This is a genomic window from Pseudoalteromonas sp. MBR-15, assembly GCF_053628915.1.
Map to the genome: position 1 here is coordinate 404,973 of NZ_JBRJHH010000001.1, position 16,939 is coordinate 421,911.

Sequence of the window (16,939 nt, forward strand, 5' to 3'; positions counted from 1 at the left end):
TCACTTTTGGATCAAAACTGGCTTAGTGCCATTACCTTAAAAAGTGTTGACACGGCGGACAAACAACGCCGTGCCTTCACGTTATTTACCATGGCCTTTTTTGCCATAGCATTAATTACCACATTACTCATTTTAAACTATCAGGTGTATGCCTTACCGCTTACAGTGATGCTGCTAATAAGCGATATAGCCATCGTCGGGTGTTTACTTTATTACTTTCGAACGGGAAATCTTACTGCAATCGCCTGCATTATCTTATTAATTATTATGCTGTTGTGTATCTCACTGGTGTATACCGGAGGTAAAGAAAATACAGCATTGTATTGGCTAATGTTTTATCCGGTTGTTGCCTATGTAACGCTAGGGCTTAAAGTGGGTAGTGTATTTGTGGCCATTATGTACTTAAGCACTACACTTTTGTTGTTTGGTGCTGGTGTTGGTCAGGTAAGCTATGGTCATGTTGAAATGACACGATTTTTGGCCTCGTTCACATTGGTTATTTTGTTCTCTGGGATCAGTGAATTTTTCCGTCAAAAAAGCCATCAAAAAATTGCTGATATTACCCTTATTGAAAAACGTGACGCTTTAACCGACCCACTCACTGGGCTTGCCAATCGTCGCTATATTTATGAGCATATTTGTCCACGCTTAGACTCGGATGCACAAAGTCATTTACCCATGTCGATATTGTTAATTGATCTAGATAACTTTAAATTAGTTAATGATACCTACGGCCATGATTTTGGCGATCAGGTTTTGATTGCCTTTACGTCTATGCTTTTCGATAAGCTACGCACGACCGATATAAAAGCACGCTATGGGGGAGAAGAATTTATAATTTTATTACCCAATACCGAGCTCAAAACAGCCCATCGCGTTGCTGAAAAATTATGTGCCTATGTTGCCGATAAGCGCATAGCTTATGATGTGGGAATGGCCGTGTCTATTACCTGTAGTATTGGTATCGCGAGCTTAAATCACGCCAGTCAGTTTAGTAAGGCTGTTAAGCAAGCCGATGATAATCTTTACAAGGCTAAAATAGCAGGGCGCAATACTGTTGTATCCAATAAACAAGAAGACGAGTAAATGGCCAGATTAATATATGTTTACGACCCAATGTGCAGTTGGTGTTGGGGGTACAGAGAAACGTGGTTAAAACTGCAGGCTGCGTTAACCGATAAACTCAGCATTGAGTATAAAGTAGGGGGGCTTGCACCTGATAGCGATGAGCCAATGCCCTTAGACATGCAGCAATTTTTACAGCAAACATGGCATCGAATTGAGCAGCAGCTTGGTACGAAGTTTAATCATGATTTTTGGCATACAGCTCAACCACGCCGCTCTACCTATCCAGCATGTCGTGCGGTGCTTGTTGCAAGGCAACTTGATAAAGAGCCCGAAATGCTCTATGCCATTCAAAAAGCCTACTACTTAAACGCACAAAACCCATCTGACATAAGCACCCTTGCTAATCTCGCAGAGCAAATAGGCTTAGATAAAACAGTCTTTATTAAAGATATTCAAAGTGACGCGATAAATGCGTTATTAATGGCTGAAATAAACGCAGCGCGTTCACTGCCAATCCAAGGCTTTCCTTCTTTAGTGCTCGAAAATAAAGGGGAGTACCATGTAATCCCAGTTAATTATCACGATTGGGAAGCCAGTTATCAGCAGATCCTTTCGCTTATATAGTCTCAAAGCCAGCTCTTTTGTTTTTTAAGAGGGGGGTCATTTAACGAGGGGGAGTAGGAAAATTTCATATCACTTTTTTGACTAATTATTTATTAGAGTAATCATTTATTTGAGTAATATTGAAACATTCTTCTATTGTTATGGTTTGAGCGCTTGCATAGTTAAAATAACGACCCAATCACTCGTTTTGTGAGTATGGAAAAAGAAGAGCAACCAACTTTTTATATATAGTAATTGGTTAATAACTTTGTTAATAATAAGTCTTTAAGATAATTGAGCTTCAGCGTGGTATAAAAATGACCGACTAGCTCGATATATACCTGTTAGGTATTTAGGAGAATCACGGAATGATCGAAGCAAGTTGTCATTGTGGCAACATTAAAATAGCGGTTCCTGAAATCACGGATACGGTTACAAGTTGTAATTGTTCTGCTTGCAGTAAGTATGCATCATTATGGGCTTACTTTTCACCCAAAGACGTTAAATTTACTACGATAGATAATTCTATTGCTTCATATTCTTGGGGTGATAAAACCATTGAATTCCATCACTGTAATAACTGCGGTTGTTTAACTCATTACACACCTACAGAACTTGGCAATAAAGATAAAATGGCTGTCAATTTTCGTTTAGTAAATGCAAATATTCTTAGCGCTCTTAAAATTAGATATTTTGACGGCGCAGACACATGGAAAGAAATAAAGCAGTAAATGCCTAACAAGGCATTCTAAGTTGGACAAATTGTCGTGAACTTTTTGTTCGTGTCTTGCCTATTTTAGCTAACAGCAATTTGCCGCTTAAATGGCGTTAACCTTATCAATAATATGTATTAGATTATGCGAAATTTTTATAAAACCCATCTGCTAACAACACTTTTATTTGGAGTGTTATCATTCAAAACACTTGGCCAAGACCAATCAGCTACCTACGAAATAATTAATCTTGCTGATGATTTTTATTCTGTATATCAGTCAAGCAAAACGTTATCCCCTGAAAAGAGAGCAGAGCAGTTTTCACAATATTTCACCTCTCAGTTTGAGCCTTTCTATAGTAATAAGAGCTTTGTTAAATCTATTGAAAGTTTCAGTGAGATAGAAGAGGTATACATATTAAAAAACAGAGAGTTATCTAAAAATTTAAATGGTAGCATGGACTCGTTTATTGCTACTTTTGAAGATTTTAAATCTGAAACACCAATATATATACTCCATTCGCTCGGTGGCTTTAATGGGGCAACACGTGATTTGAATGGCAAATCTTACTTAATGTTTGGTGTAGATCTGATGGCTAAATACCATAACTGGAAGAATGACACCCCATTTTTTCATCATGAGCTATTTCATGTTTACCATGAAAACTTTTTTCAATGTAATGATGAACTCTGGTGCTCGCTATGGACTGAGGGCTTAGCAACGTACGTGTCACACCAGTTGAATTCGTCTGCGAGTAATGATGAATTGATGCTAAACATACCTGAAAATATGATTAAAAATGTCCGTTCTAGACTGCGTTATTCGCTGACTGATCTTAAGGGAAAATTTTACTCGAAAAATCCTGAAACATACTCTTCATTCTTCAGTTTCAGAAAAGATGAGACAAATTTGCCATACCGCAGAGGTTATTACCTAGGCTACATTTTAGCTAAAGAAATAGGCAAAGATTACAGTTTAGAAGAGTTGGCTAAAATGGAGAAAAAGGCCGTAGAGCTATTATTACTAAAAGAACTTGATTCATTAATCGAATTGCAAGGCTAACAAATAGTTAAACTGGGTCTTAAAACAGTTTATTTTGAGTGTCTTACTATTCTAGCAAATTATTTTAAGCCCGTTAATGTTGGGTTATTGATTATAGACTCAACGCGTTCCTGACCTTTGACGAGATATATTACTCGTCTTTGCCCCTAAATGAGCTAATGTAAATGCTCTAAAGATCTGCTTTGAGCGAACTACGGGAGTTACTCAAAGCAGAGCAAGTGAGGTGCTAGGTAGTTGATTTAAATAAATTAGTTAACCAGCTTAATTGCTCAGGCTAGCAACTTTCGTACGCGTAAAAAAGATAATTGCTTATTAAGGCAAATTTAGGTGTAATGAATACATAATAAGCGCTGAGCAATGCAGGGAAAGCTTACATAACACTAGCTAAGCTGATTAAACTAGCTAGGAAACTGAGAGCCTCCCAAAGCCTATTTTTTATAAGTAAAGCCATAGCATAAACAACACCAACTCTGATACACCGAGCAGGTAACGGCTCAGTCCAAAAAGCGATTATGCAACACAAACTGCGTGTTGCATAAATACTAAAATGTTATATGCCAAGGAAAGCATGAAGTATCTATTCACAATTTTATTAAGCCTTACCCTTATTGCTTGTAGTGATGATGGATATCTCCGAGGCCAAGTTGAATCTTCGCTAGACGGTAAAACATATTTTGGTGTTATTGATAATAACGGTGGTAAATGCGGTCCTTTACTCTTAGATGGCAAACCTTGGGAATTGCTACTCGGTGAAGTAGCAGAAATAGTGCCTGGTGAGCATATTATCCATTGTGGAGCATCTATTAGTTTCGTTGTTCCCAAGGGCGTGGTTTTCAAATTTGATTACTGGGGGCCATAGGCATATAACAAACGCATTAATGAATGGACGGCTAAATCTTGGCTGACGCTCGTTCCTCGCTGATTTTAGCCAAGTTTAATCCGCCCATTATGCGGGCGTTATAACTACAAGGAAGCAATATGCAACAAAAGTACGATAAGCGACTAATTGCTGCTGATATGCTAGAAGAAGCAATAAGTAAATTTAAGACGGCAACAAGTGACTTAGATTATATCCAATCAATACTATTAGCTGGGGCATCTATAGGTATTACCAACCCGTTGCTCTCTGAAAACCAGAAGCAAACTTCCCATGAAAAGTCAGCTGAGAATGTTATACGAATACGCGAATATGGCTTGGGTCGTCAACTCAGTCCGCAAGAGCGAAAAGATGTATTTAGCGGAGCAATGAGGTTCAATAAGCAAGCTTACAATTCTTTGAAACATGCAGGTAAAGGGAAACAGCTGGCTGCATCAGATGACTTGGAGATTGAAACTGATTTTGCGGTAGAAGCCGAGGAGTTGCTTTGGGCTGCTATTGAGGATTTTAAAGGTCTACCTATTTCACCTGAATTTCTAATTGATAATGGTAAAAATGACCTTCGATTACTTATTGGGCGAAGTGACCCACTTGGCACAATACCAGAGATGTACAGTAAACCAAGAAGTAACACGCAATAGCAGTTATAACAAAGCATTTAAGACTGATTCGCAACGCTTGGCAGTTTCGCTTCGCTCACACCTTAATACGGCGTTATACATTTAGGAGAAATTATGGAAATACAATTTGGAATAGATGACGAAGTCTTTGAGCAAGAGCAAAAAGAGTTGCTCAAGAAAACTCTGAAAATCGAAGAAGCTAATGTCCAATCAGCTGTTAGCAAAATAGCGAAGGCTGCTTTGAACGAATATTTAAACATGTTGGTTGAAGGAGGAATGCCCAATCGTGCAGATGAAGCAAAGCAAGACCGCTTGCTATATCTCATTCAAAGCTACTTTGAGAATGAGCTACCAACAGAATCTCAAATATCTACGATCTTCCAGTTAACTCAGAGCCAAAGTAAAACCCTCTTGAAAAACACAGTATCAAGATTCCGGCATAAACTGGATGATGTTCTCCTTAACACAATGAAAAACGTCATCGAGTCTGCATCTCACTCGGAGCCAATCTATTTAGTTGTCATAAACTCAGACGTTGTCAAAGATGAGCTAAATATGCTCATAACTCAAAATGAACCCACATTTAAACCTATCACCAAGAAGAAAGGTAGCGCTGGACAATATGAAATTAGTGAGGACTCTCATGATCTTTTATGTAGGGAGCTAGGTTTAAATGAAGTTGAATGATGTAGTTGCTGTATCTGGTCTTTTATTAACTCTGGTGACATTTTTATTTAACTTAGCCTGGCCAAGAATCAGTGCTGCACTAGACATTGATGAAAACACCTCAGGAGGAAAGGCAAGAAAACGCGAGAGGGAATCAATAGCATATGTTGCTTGGTTAGTGGTATTCCCGATTTTTATATCGTTTTTTGCACTATTTTATGTAAACCTCCCCTCAGCTGTAGAAATAATCTCGACTAGTCAGTTAACCCTGTGGAACTTTGATGTTGATGATACTTTGTATGTCATGGTTGTTTGGGCTCTGTTAGCGTTCGTGATCTTTAACTTATTCACATTTATCAGGTTGCTTCGTAAAAAGAATCGCCTGAAATAAATGTATACAAACTGTTTAAGATTGATTCGCAACGTGTGGCATTTACCATGCGTTGCGTTTAGTGTTTAAGGTGGTATGCGGTAGCGTCGGTATTGCGTTGCTCAAGCCTTAACAGGGCGTTACTAAATAAATACTCTAACTCATTTCTGTCCAGTGATGAGTTAACATCAATCTAGCAGCATTTAAGCTTTAAAGAATTATTAAGATAGGCCGATACAAAACCATATCACTGAAACAGGGACGTGTTATGAAGGTTATTTCTGAAAATTTACCGCAGCCACTAAATAATCAAAATGTGACATTAGAATCACCCAAAGATGGGGAGGCTCTTTTAAATACTGAGCTGAAAAAGTTGGCGGATGACATATATCACAAAAGCGAGCCACCTGAACTAGAGCAAACATATAGCAAGCCACTGACAATGACCGCGAGCAAAATAGACATGACTAAAACGGTTGATGACTTTATGTATGAACTTGCTGTTGCGACTGGCGAATTATATATGCCTGGTGGGAGTGTACCGAAGGCTGTGGAAAAAATGCTTTCTCCTTACGATGCATTACTCTCAGATATAAATAATCAAGCGCCTTCATTGGCCTATAAAAATTGGGGAATATCAATAAACCAATCTGGTACTTTAGAAGCGACTGGTTCGATTACAGACCTTGAAAAAGAGTACTTAGAAGAAAAACTAAATGGTTCGGAGGAATTAGTAAGTGCTATAAAGGATTTTAAATCTAATTATTTGAAATATATCGGGCCTGAATCCCGGGGCTATGGAAGGTATGATGTTACGAATGATAATTTTGCCGATGTCTTCGATTTTAGAGAAATGCTTGAAAGCTCAAGGAGCAATGACGACTTTAAAAGGACGTGGGAGTATGAAACAAATTGGTTAAAGTTGACTGATAACATCTTGTCACAGTTAAAACGCAGCGCTGCGAGATATTAGTTACTTAAAAGGTTTATTTGGCATTGTAATTGGGCTACGCAGCGATCATTTAAAAATGTCATATTAGGCTCGCTTTAACTATCAAGTTTGGCACTGAGACATATCCAACGATTAAACCTTAATTGGTGAATAACTAACATTATTTATTTGCCTTTGTTATGTGTAATGCAAACTTATTTTTTATTGGCGAGTACCGATTAACGCATCTTTGTGCAAAAACGCGCTGCCGTGAGTTTTTCTAAAAGCTTAAATTTAATGTCATTTTTTTTAACTGAAATTTCAAAATAATTGCCCCACATGTTTATAAATGCCTAACTTATAAGGCACATCCTCGAGATTTCCCCTTTATTTTTTCCTAACATAAACGAATTGTTACAGCTGTCATATTTTTGTATTTTTTACGCAACACGCTTGTCATTTTTCATCGTTAGACTTTCGCTCATTAAAACAAACCCACTAGCAAATTAAGCTAATTTAACGAGTAAAGGTGTATGCGATGAAAGGCGTTAAACCACTGATTTTAGCAGGTATTGTAGCGGCATCTGCAGCAGTACATGCAAACGATCTAGATAAAGTAATTGATAAAAGTAGTGAGATAAACAAATCTGCTGCGCAATCACAAACTAAAATCGACAAGATTGCAGATTCAATGCAAGGTCGTTTACAACAGTTCAAAGCCCTAAACAAAGAAATTGACGGTTTAACTGTTTATAACGCACAACTTACTAAGCAATTAAATAACCAGATTGCTGAAATGGACGCGTTAAACGAGTCTATGGATCAGGTATCGGTTATCGAGCGTCAAATCACGCCGTTAATGATGCGCATGATCACAGGCCTTGACCAATTTGTTGCACTCGACGTGCCTTTCTTAACTGAAGAACGTAGCAAGCGTATTGCCTCATTAAAAGCAATGATGGACCGCGCAGACATCACATCAAGTGAAAAATTCCGCCGCTTACTGGAAGCCTACCAAGTAGAAGTTGATTACGGTCGTACTATCGAAGCGTACACCGCATTACTTGATGTTGATGGTCAAGAGCGCGAAGTTGACTTTTTACGTATCGGCCGTTTAGAGCTTATTTATTTAACACGCGACGGCAAAAAAGCAGGTAGCTGGGATAAAGAAACAAAATCGTTTGTTGAATTACCCGATTCTGCAATCAGTCAAATTAGTAAAGGTTTACGTATCGCGCGTAAGCAACTTGCCCCAGATATGTTAACACTGCCAGTCCACGCTGCTGAATAAGAGGTTTGAGATGAAATTATTAACGACAATGACAAAAATGGCCGTGTTTGCAGCTGGCCTTGGTTTTGCGGGTAGTAGCTTTGCTGCTGAGCCAATGGATTTAGACTCATTACTAAAAACATTAGAGCAAGGTAAAGCACAACAAAGCGCTGAGAATAAACAACGTGAACAAGCGTTCATGGCGCGCCAAAACGAACAAGTGCAAATGCTTAAAGATACACAAGCAAAGCGTAATGCCATGCTTAACGAGTCGGAGCGTTTAGAAACGCAGTTTGAAGAAAATGAAGTAAAACTAGCTAACTTAACCGAGACACTTTCAAACCGTATGGGTTCACTTAAAGAGCTATTCGGTGTGTTACAGCAAGTTGCGGGTGACTCAAGCAACAAATTCATGACATCTGTTGTATCTGCTGAGCTACCTGGTCGTAGTAACTTTATGGATGAGCTTGCTCAAAAAATGGGGTCAACGTCGAAGCTTGCTTCAATCGATGATATTGAAAAAGTATGGTTTGAATTACAACGCGAAATGACTGAGCAAGGTAAAGTATCTCGCTTTACGACGGATGTTATTGTTGAAGGTGGCAGCAAAGCACAAAAAGAAGTGGTGCGTGTTGGTGCATTTAACTTAATCGCGGATGGTAAATACCTAGAGTACACGCCAGCGACCAACACAATCAGCCAGCTTACTCGCCAACCAAGCAGCCGATACACTGCAACAGCATCGGATCTTCAACAAGCTAACTCAGGTGTTGTGCCGTTTGCACTTGACCCAACAGGTGGTTCAATCTTAGGTCTTTTAGTTCAAGCTCCAGACACCGAAGAGCAAGTTCACCAAGGTGGTACTGTCGGTTACATCATTTTAGGTGTTGGTTTAATTGCCTTATTAATCGCACTTGAGCGTTTTGTATCACTGATGATTATGGGTGGCAAAATCCGTCGTCAGCTTAAAGACACGGTTGCACGTGATGACAACCCACTTGGCCGTGTAATGAAAGTGAAAGATCAATATCCAAATGTAGCGTACGACACACTTGAGCTTAAATTAAGCGAAGCAATCATTCGTGAAATGCCAAAAATTACCCGTAACCTAACGCTCATTAAGATTATTTCTGTGGTAGCTCCGTTATTGGGTCTACTTGGTACGGTAACCGGTATGATTAATACCTTCCAGGCTATTACTTTGTTCGGTACAGGTGACCCTAAACTAATGGCTGGTGGTATTTCTCAGGCACTTGTAACAACAGTACTGGGTCTGGTTGTGGCTATTCCAACGGTATTTTTATACACACTTCTTAACACGCGCTCTAAAAACATGCTGTTAATTTTACAAGAGCAAAGCGCAGGTATCATTGCAGAGCGAAGCGAGAAAGGAGCGTAAATCATGGTGCTATTGATTGATGCAATCAATGCTCTACGTGATTTCCTCGACACGGGTGGCCAAGTTCTCTTGGTCATCGGGGTCCTCATCTTCGCGATGTGGTTATTGATACTTGAGCGTTTTATGTATTTCTTTGGTGGCTTTAAACGCTACAAGAAAGACGTAAAAAGCACTTGGAACAATCGAGCAGAGCGTAACAGTTGGAACGCAGAGCAAATTCGCCAAGCGATGATTTCACGCGCTGGCATGCAACTAAATAATAACCTTGCGCTAATCAACGTAATGGTTGCGTTATGTCCACTTTTAGGTCTGTTAGGTACTGTTACCGGCATGATCGAAGTATTTGATGTAATGGCAATCACAGGCACAGGCAGTGCGCGTTCGATGGCGTCAGGGGTGTCTAAAGCCACTATCCCAACAATGGCGGGCATGGTGGGTGCACTTTCAGGGGTGTTTGCATCAACGTATTTACAACGTCGAGCAAAACGCGAAGTGCAATTACTTGAAGACAATATGGTCTTAGACCACTAAATGAATTTTAGGGTGATGTAAAACACCACCCACTAGGAGACAAATAATGAGAGCGCCACTAGGTAACTTATTTCAAGAAGACGATGCAGAAGAAATCAACATGACACCAATGCTAGACGTTGTTTTTATCATGCTTATTTTCTTCATCGTAACAGCATCATTCGTAAAAGAAGCCGGTATTGATGTTAACCGCCCTGAAGCGGCAACCGCTGTGAAAAAAGAGCGTGCCAACATTTTAGTTGCTATTTCAGACAAGGGTGAAATTTGGATTAACAAACGCCAAGTAGATATCCGTGCGGTACAAGCAAATATCGAGCGCTTAAAAGCTGAAAACCCTCAAGGTAGCGTGGTTATTCAAGCTGATAAAAAAGCCACAACCGATGTACTGATTAAAGTTATGGATGCATCGCGAGCTGCAGGCGCATTTGATGTGTCGATTGCTGCGCAAGAAGCATCATAAGGAATGTGAGCGATGCGTTATATAGTTGCATTAATCATCGCTGGTATCGTGACTGTTATGCTGTTTTTAGGCATGCAGGCGCTGATCACCGGCGGTGAAGGGGCCATGTCTGAGCCCGTAAAAGGGAACGTACTTGATTTTGTTCGTCTTAAAAAAGAAGAGACAGTGCAAAAGAAAGAGCGCAAACCACAAAAGCCACCAACGCCAAAAGAGCCACCACCGCCAATGGAATCACCGCAAATGCAAAACAGTGATCCCAATGCAAGCAATGCAAACTTTGACTTTGGTGCAAGCGTTGAAGCAGACGTTAACCTAGCTGGCGGCCTGGCACTTGAATCAAGCGACGGTGAATACTTACCCATAGTAAAGGTAGCGCCTGTATATCCGCGCCGAGCTTTATCGCGTGGTATCGAAGGTTATGTAATTGTTGAGTTTACAGTAACCAAGCAAGGCACCGTGCGTGACCCTAAAGTGATTAAAGCGGAACCTGAGTCACTGTTTGACCGCGCTGCAATGGATGCTGCACTTAAATTTAAATATAAACCGCGCGTTGTTAACGGTGAAGCCGTTGAAGTAGCGGGCGTACAGAACAAAATTTCTTTCCAGATTAACGGTTAGAGAAGAGGAATGCGATTATGAAACCTTTAAAAGTTGCCGTGATTTGCGCGGCTGCTTTCACAAGCAGCCTTGTAGTACCAAGCGTTGTTAGTATGTTACCAGGGGTAACATTGGCTACAGCTTATGCCGAAGATCAAAAAACCAAACGCGTACCTGCACTGCGTGAAAAAGTGTATAGCCAATTGGCGCGTGCTCAAAAGCTGGCTGATGATGGTGATGCAAAAGCGGGTCTTGCTGCCTTAGATAGCATAAAAGAGCGTTCATCAAGTATGAACTCGTATGAAATTGCTATGATGCATAATTTCTACGGCTTTATTTACTACAACGAAAACGATCTTGGTAAAGCAATTTCGTCGTTCGAAAAAGTAGTGGCAGAAGAAGAAATCCCTGAAACATTGCGCGTAAGCACCACGTTTAGTTTAGCGCAATTAGCGATGGCAAATAGTGACTACGATAAAGTAATTACGTATTTGGAACAGTGGGAGAAAATCAATGATAAGCCAAAAACAGATGCGTATTACGTATTAAAATCTCAAGCCTATTATCAGCTTAAAGATTATCAAAAAGGCATTGAAAACATTAACCTTGCTATTGCAGAAGCCGACAGCAAAGGTGAAATGCCAAAAGAAAACTGGCTAATTTTACAACGTGCTATGTACTACTCTCTCAATCAATCTGACAAAGTGGTTGAAGTGCTAGAGCGATTAGTGAAGCTATACAATAAACCTGAGTACTGGGTTCAATTAGGTGGTATGTATGGTGAAACAGGCGCAGAGAAAAAGCAGTTAGCAGTGTTAGAAGCCGCGTATCAGCAAGGCTTTTTAAAGTCTAAATCTGATTTACGCCAATTATCACAAGTGTATTTATACAACGGCCTTGCTTATAAAGCGGCGAATGTGATGAGTAAAGCCATGAAAGACGGTGTCGTTGAACAATCTGCTAAAAACTATGCTTTTGTTGCAGAAGCCATGGTGCAAGCAAAGGAAGACGAAAAATCATTGCCGTATTTTGCTAAAGCTGCTGACTTAGTGCCGCACGGTCAGTACGACCAGCGTATCGCAGAGGTGAGCATTAACCTTGAAAAATACGACGAAGCAGCAGATGCAGCCCGTAAAGCACTTGATAAAGGCGGCTTAGAGTTTGAATCGAATGTGTATGTAGCCTTAGGAATGGCGCAGTACAATTTACAAAACTTTGATGCCTCTATTTTAGCGTTTGAGCAAGCGGAAAAGCACAAAAAGTCACAGCGTTTAGCTGAGCAATGGATCAAGTACGTGAAGCGTGAAAAAGTACACGCCGAAACGTTACGTACCGCATTGCTCTAATTTGTATTCAACAGGCAAGCGTACAAAATAACTTAATTATAATCGCAACACCAAAGCTGCCTTCGGGCGGCTTTTTTCCGTTGTTTAATTTAAGTTAACCCTCTAATTTTAAAGTCAATTACATTGTCATTTTATGTTTATTAAAATGTAACCACTTTGTCATACAGCTCCCGTAAGGTAGTCGCAGTTTAAAACTCAAGTGACCCAAAAGCATTACTTTACAGTGCTTTTTGGTGACTTGAGTTTATGCGCTAACACAATAATTAAATATCTATCTTAACGGAGTGAACAATGAAATTATCTGACTTATTTAAAGTTAGTCTGGTAGCTGCTGCAGTTTCTTTAGCTGGTTGTGGTGGTGATTTAGTCGTTAAAGAAGGCGACACCACTGTAAATGAAGGCGATAACATCACTAATATCATCGATAACGGTGGTGACAATGGTGATAACGGCGGCGATCAGTCAGGCCGTGATGATTCTCAAAATGCGACAACAGGTTTTCCAACTGACATCGAAAATGCCTTAACACAAGGGTTAGCGACAGATGTTTCTTCAGAATTCCCAACGATCACTGATAAGCCTGTTTACCGTTTGAAAGCAGATACTACTTTTACTGCAGATGTAACGTTAACAAATGACGCTCACTGGATTTTAAATGGTCGCACAGCGGTTGGTAACGATCGTGCAGATAATGCTGTTCTTTATATCCAACAAGGTACTACATTAATTGGCGAATCGGGTGATGATTTCTTAGTTGTTCGTCGTGGTTCACAAATCGAATCGGTAGGTACTGTAAGCCAGCCAATCACAATGACTTCGATTCAAGATGTGACTAATGTTGAAACGTCTATCGGTCAGTGGGGTGGTTTAGTTCTTCTTGGTAATGCACCAGCAAACTCATGTGGTGACCAAGAAGGCGAAGCAACGGCAGACGAACTTGCAAACTGTGGTGTTGCAGCAGAAGGTGATGCAGGCCAGTTCGGTGGTAACGTTGCAGATGATAACTCTGGTACATTGAAATACTTAGTTGTTAAACATGCAGGTAAAACACTGGGTAATGGTGACGAATTAAACGGTATTTCATTTGCCGGTGTTGGTTCTGCAACTACTGTTGATTACATTCAAGTACACGAAAACTTAGATGATGGTATTGAGTTCTTTGGTGGTACAGTAAACGTAAGCAACGTGGTACTTACAAGCATAGGTGATGACTCACTAGATTGGTCATTTGGTTGGACTGGTACTGCGAAAAACGTATACATTCAACAAGCTGCGAACTTAGGTGACAACGCGATTGAAGCGGATAACTCTGAATTTGATTCAGACGCTACACCACTGACTAACCCTACAATTGAAAACGTAACAATCGTGGGTGCTGAAGGTAACAATGGCATTCGTCTACGTGCAGGTACTGCAGGTATGCTTAAAAACGTTTTCATTACAGGCCCTGCAACGTATGAAAACTGTTTACGTGTTGGTTCTGATTCAGTTCCTCGCGCTGAAGATGGTTCACTCACTATCACTAACTCTATTGTTGCTTGTCAAACACCTGCTAATAATTTCGGTAGTGAAACCATTAATGGTGGTACTGTAAAAGCATGGTTTGAAGGCCAAGATGGTAACCAAACTCTAACACCCGCTGATTTAATGCTAGATGATAATGGTTATATGCCTTTAGCTGGTTCACCATTATTAGCAAATGGTCAAATCGGTGCATTTAGCGCAACAAACAACTGGATGGAAGGTTGGACTGTTGCTATCAATGGTGGCTTCCCAACTGATATCGAAAATGCAATGGCGCAAGGTCTTGCGACAGACGTTTCATCTGAATTCCCACAAATCACTGACAAGCCTGTTTATCGTTTAGCTGAAGATGCAACATTCACAGCAGATGTAACATTAACAAATGACGCTCACTGGATCTTAAACGGTCGTACAGCAGTGGGTGGTGACCGTACTGATAGCGCAACATTATATGTTCAAGCAGGTACTACATTAATCGGTGAAACAGGTGATGACTTCTTAGTTGTTCGCCGTGGTTCGCAAATTAACGCTAATGGTAATGCAACAGCACCAATCACTATGACATCTATCCAAGATATGACAGGTGCAGAAACAGGCATCGGTCAATGGGGTGGTTTAGTATTACTTGGTAATGCACCGGCTAACTCATGTGGTGACCAACAAGGCGAAACAACAGCTGAAGAGCTCGCAAACTGTGGTGTTGCAGCTGAAGGTGATGCAGGTCAATTTGGTGGTGACGATGCAGAAGACAACTCGGGTGTTGTTCGTTATGTTGTTGTTAAACACGCAGGTAAAACATTAGGTAATGGCGATGAGCTAAATGGTATTTCATTCGCGGGTGTTGGTTCTAAAACAAAAGTTGAATATATCCAAGTTCACCAAAACCTTGATGATGGTATCGAGTTCTTCGGTGGTACTGTAAACGTTCGTAACGTTGTACTAACTGATATTGGTGATGACGCGTTTGACTGGTCATTTGGTTGGACAGGTCGTGCACAAAACGTATATATCCAACAATCATCAGTTGAAGGTGACAATGCAATCGAAGCTGATAACTCAGAATTCGATTCAAACGCTACACCACTAACTAAGCCATTACTTTCAAACGTAACGATTGTTGGTGCTGACGGTAAAAATGGTGTTCGTCTTCGCGCAGGTACAGCGGGTGTTATCCGTAACATGGTTATCACAGGCCCAGAAGGTTACAAAAATTGTTTACGTGTAGGTTCTGACTCTGTTGCAAATGCTGAGTCTGGTGAGCTTTCTATCGAAAACTCAGTGGTAGCATGTAGTGCAGAGAATAACTTCGGTACTGAAGCAATTGGTTCTGGTAATGTTCAATCTTGGTTCGAAGGTCAAACAGGTAACCAAACACTTACTGCAGCGACACTAAACCTTGCTACAGATGGTTTCACACCTAAATCTAGCTCGCCGCTATTAGGTGCAGGTGTTGATGCGTCAGAGCTTGACCCATTCTTCACTAAAACAAGCTATATTGGTGCATTTGACGGTGACAATAACTGGATGGACGGTTGGACAGTTGCTGTTAACCCTAGCTTTCCAGCAGATATCACAAATGCAATGGAGCAAGGTCTAGCGACTGATGTTTCAGCAAGCTTCCCACAAATTACCGATAAGCCAGTTTATCAGCTAGCACAAGATGTTGTTTTCACATCTGACGTAACTCTAACTAACGATGCTCACTGGATCCTTAAAGGCCGCACAGCAGTGGGTGGTGACCGCACTGATAGCGCAACTCTTTATGTTCAATTTGGTACAACGCTAATCGGTGAAAGCGGTGATGACTTCTTAGTTGTTCGTCGTGACTCTAAGATTGAAGCGGTAGGTACTGCAACTCAACCAATCGTGATGACATCAATCCAAGATATGACAGGCGCTGAAACAGGCATTGGTCAATGGGGTGGTGTGGTACTTCTTGGTAACGCACCAGCTAACTCTTGTGGTGACCAAGTGGGTGAAACAACAGCCGATGAACTAGCAAACTGTGGTGTTGCTGCAGAAGGTGATGCTGGTCAATTCGGTGGTAACCAACCAGAAGATAACTCAGGTACACTTAAGTATGTTGTTGTAAAACAAGCAGGTAAAACACTAGGTAACGGTGATGAGCTTAACGGTATTTCACTTGCAGGTGTTGGTAGCCAAACTGAACTTGATTATATTCACGTTCACGAAAACCTTGATGACGGTGTTGAGTTCTTCGGTGGTACTGCAAGCATCAGCCACTTAGTACTGACAAACATCGGTGATGACTCGCTAGATTGGTCATTCGGTTGGACTGGTAATGCACAATACGTATTGATCAAGCAGTCTTCTTCAGAAGGTGATAATGCAATTGAAGCTGATAACTCAGAGTTTGACTCAAATGCATCACCTTTAACTACACCTACTATCTCTAACGTAACTATCATCGGTGCAGATGGTGTAAACGGTATCCGTTTACGTGCAGGTGCTGCGGGTATGCTGAAAAACGTAGTAGTAACAGGTGGTGAAGGTTATAAAAACTGCTTACGAGTGGGTGCAGATTCAGCTCCTCGCGCTGAAGATGGTTCACTTACTATTAGCCACTCAGTAGTTGCATGTACAGCAGATAATAACTTCTCAAGCCAAGCGATTGGTTCGGGTAATGTTCAATCTTGGTTCGAAGGCCAAGAAGGTAACTCTATCATGGACGCAGCTATGTTAGGTCTTAGCGACAACGGTTATCAACCAAGTGCAGAATCAGCACTACTTGGTAGTGGTTTCGATTCTTCAAGCCTAAATAGCTTCTTCGATAAAGTAGATTACATCGGTGCAATGGACGCGCAAACAGACTGGACAGCAGGTTGGGTAAAAGTAGGTCTTAACTAAGCCCTTCTAATCCATGGTCGGGGGAATACCCCGG

General features: G+C 40.7%; 16 protein-coding genes. All 16 read left to right on the forward strand.

Annotation, left to right across the window (positions count from 1 at the left end; genetic code table 11):
- Window positions 1-6 precede the first annotated feature (6 nt).
- Window positions 7-1,086 carry a GGDEF domain-containing protein gene (locus ACSSVW_RS01660; protein WP_454178699.1) on the forward strand — a complete coding sequence of 360 codons (1,080 nt, stop codon included), beginning with the start codon at window positions 7-9 and terminating at the stop codon, window positions 1,084-1,086.
- On the forward strand, window positions 1,087-1,692 hold the full coding sequence (locus ACSSVW_RS01665) for a DsbA family protein (protein WP_454178700.1): 606 nt from the start codon (window positions 1,087-1,089) through the stop codon (window positions 1,690-1,692).
- 347 nt (window positions 1,693-2,039) lie between these two features.
- Window positions 2,040-2,402, forward strand: coding sequence for a GFA family protein (locus tag ACSSVW_RS01670; protein WP_083422900.1), 363 nt, complete (start codon window positions 2,040-2,042; stop codon window positions 2,400-2,402).
- A 126-nt stretch (window positions 2,403-2,528) separates the two neighbouring features.
- Window positions 2,529-3,446 carry a DUF5700 domain-containing putative Zn-dependent protease gene (locus ACSSVW_RS01675; protein WP_454178701.1) on the forward strand — a complete coding sequence of 306 codons (918 nt, stop codon included), beginning with the start codon at window positions 2,529-2,531 and terminating at the stop codon, window positions 3,444-3,446.
- 568 nt (window positions 3,447-4,014) lie between these two features.
- Window positions 4,015-4,305: a hypothetical protein gene (locus ACSSVW_RS01680; protein ID WP_421420404.1), complete on the forward strand. Its 291-nt coding sequence runs from the start codon at window positions 4,015-4,017 to the stop codon at window positions 4,303-4,305.
- Window positions 4,306-4,424: 119 nt separating this feature from the next.
- Complete coding sequence (locus ACSSVW_RS01685) at window positions 4,425-4,964, forward strand: hypothetical protein (protein ID WP_454178702.1); 540 nt, start codon at window positions 4,425-4,427, stop codon at window positions 4,962-4,964.
- A 93-nt stretch (window positions 4,965-5,057) separates the two neighbouring features.
- On the forward strand, window positions 5,058-5,630 hold the full coding sequence (locus ACSSVW_RS01690) for a hypothetical protein (RefSeq protein WP_421420408.1): 573 nt from the start codon (window positions 5,058-5,060) through the stop codon (window positions 5,628-5,630).
- On the forward strand, window positions 5,617-6,000 hold the full coding sequence (locus ACSSVW_RS01695; protein WP_421420409.1) for a hypothetical protein: 384 nt from the start codon (window positions 5,617-5,619) through the stop codon (window positions 5,998-6,000). Before ACSSVW_RS01690 ends, ACSSVW_RS01695 begins: the two co-directional genes overlap by 14 nt.
- A 247-nt stretch (window positions 6,001-6,247) precedes the next feature.
- Window positions 6,248-6,952 carry a hypothetical protein gene (locus tag ACSSVW_RS01700; RefSeq protein ID WP_421420411.1) on the forward strand — a complete coding sequence of 235 codons (705 nt, stop codon included), beginning with the start codon at window positions 6,248-6,250 and terminating at the stop codon, window positions 6,950-6,952.
- A gap of 496 nt (window positions 6,953-7,448) precedes the next feature.
- Window positions 7,449-8,201 (forward strand): DUF3450 domain-containing protein, encoded by a 753-nt coding sequence (locus ACSSVW_RS01705; RefSeq protein ID WP_036971874.1) that lies wholly within the window; start codon window positions 7,449-7,451, stop codon window positions 8,199-8,201.
- A gap of 10 nt (window positions 8,202-8,211) precedes the next feature.
- Window positions 8,212-9,579 (forward strand): MotA/TolQ/ExbB proton channel family protein, encoded by a 1,368-nt coding sequence (locus ACSSVW_RS01710; RefSeq protein WP_036971873.1) that lies wholly within the window; start codon window positions 8,212-8,214, stop codon window positions 9,577-9,579.
- A 3-nt stretch (window positions 9,580-9,582) separates the two neighbouring features.
- Entirely contained in the window at window positions 9,583-10,110 is a 528-nt protein-coding gene (locus ACSSVW_RS01715) for a MotA/TolQ/ExbB proton channel family protein (protein WP_065979084.1), read from the forward strand.
- A 46-nt stretch (window positions 10,111-10,156) separates the two neighbouring features.
- Complete coding sequence (locus tag ACSSVW_RS01720; RefSeq protein ID WP_063707380.1) at window positions 10,157-10,570, forward strand: ExbD/TolR family protein; 414 nt, start codon at window positions 10,157-10,159, stop codon at window positions 10,568-10,570.
- Between the two features lie 12 nt (window positions 10,571-10,582).
- A complete protein-coding gene (locus tag ACSSVW_RS01725) occupies window positions 10,583-11,188 on the forward strand; it encodes an energy transducer TonB (RefSeq protein ID WP_054552071.1) in 606 nt (201 codons plus the stop codon).
- A 17-nt stretch (window positions 11,189-11,205) separates the two neighbouring features.
- A complete protein-coding gene (locus tag ACSSVW_RS01730) occupies window positions 11,206-12,513 on the forward strand; it encodes a tetratricopeptide repeat protein (RefSeq protein WP_454178703.1) in 1,308 nt (435 codons plus the stop codon).
- Window positions 12,514-12,804: 291 nt separating this feature from the next.
- Entirely contained in the window at window positions 12,805-16,905 is a 4,101-nt protein-coding gene (locus ACSSVW_RS01735; RefSeq protein ID WP_454178704.1) for a hypothetical protein, read from the forward strand.
- Window positions 16,906-16,939 lie beyond the last annotated feature (34 nt).

Bases quoted from the DNA above. Each gene is read 5' to 3' on its own strand.
- ACSSVW_RS01670 (WP_083422900.1), top strand. From the start codon at position 2,040: ATGATCGAAGCAAGTTGTCATTGTGGCAACATTAAAATAGCGGTTCCT.
- ACSSVW_RS01665 (WP_454178700.1), top strand. From the start codon at position 1,087: ATGGCCAGATTAATATATGTTTACGACCCAATGTGCAGTTGGTGTTGG.
- ACSSVW_RS01675 (WP_454178701.1), top strand. From the start codon at position 2,529: ATGCGAAATTTTTATAAAACCCATCTGCTAACAACACTTTTATTTGGA.
- ACSSVW_RS01685 (WP_454178702.1), top strand. From the start codon at position 4,425: ATGCAACAAAAGTACGATAAGCGACTAATTGCTGCTGATATGCTAGAA.
- ACSSVW_RS01735 (WP_454178704.1), top strand. From the start codon at position 12,805: ATGAAATTATCTGACTTATTTAAAGTTAGTCTGGTAGCTGCTGCAGTT.
- ACSSVW_RS01695 (WP_421420409.1), top strand. From the start codon at position 5,617: ATGAAGTTGAATGATGTAGTTGCTGTATCTGGTCTTTTATTAACTCTG.
- ACSSVW_RS01710 (WP_036971873.1), top strand. From the start codon at position 8,212: ATGAAATTATTAACGACAATGACAAAAATGGCCGTGTTTGCAGCTGGC.
- ACSSVW_RS01705 (WP_036971874.1), top strand. From the start codon at position 7,449: ATGAAAGGCGTTAAACCACTGATTTTAGCAGGTATTGTAGCGGCATCT.
- ACSSVW_RS01700 (WP_421420411.1), top strand. From the start codon at position 6,248: ATGAAGGTTATTTCTGAAAATTTACCGCAGCCACTAAATAATCAAAAT.
- ACSSVW_RS01680 (WP_421420404.1), top strand. From the start codon at position 4,015: ATGAAGTATCTATTCACAATTTTATTAAGCCTTACCCTTATTGCTTGT.
- ACSSVW_RS01725 (WP_054552071.1), top strand. From the start codon at position 10,583: ATGCGTTATATAGTTGCATTAATCATCGCTGGTATCGTGACTGTTATG.
- ACSSVW_RS01690 (WP_421420408.1), top strand. From the start codon at position 5,058: ATGGAAATACAATTTGGAATAGATGACGAAGTCTTTGAGCAAGAGCAA.
- ACSSVW_RS01715 (WP_065979084.1), top strand. From the start codon at position 9,583: ATGGTGCTATTGATTGATGCAATCAATGCTCTACGTGATTTCCTCGAC.
- ACSSVW_RS01720 (WP_063707380.1), top strand. From the start codon at position 10,157: ATGAGAGCGCCACTAGGTAACTTATTTCAAGAAGACGATGCAGAAGAA.
- ACSSVW_RS01730 (WP_454178703.1), top strand. From the start codon at position 11,206: ATGAAACCTTTAAAAGTTGCCGTGATTTGCGCGGCTGCTTTCACAAGC.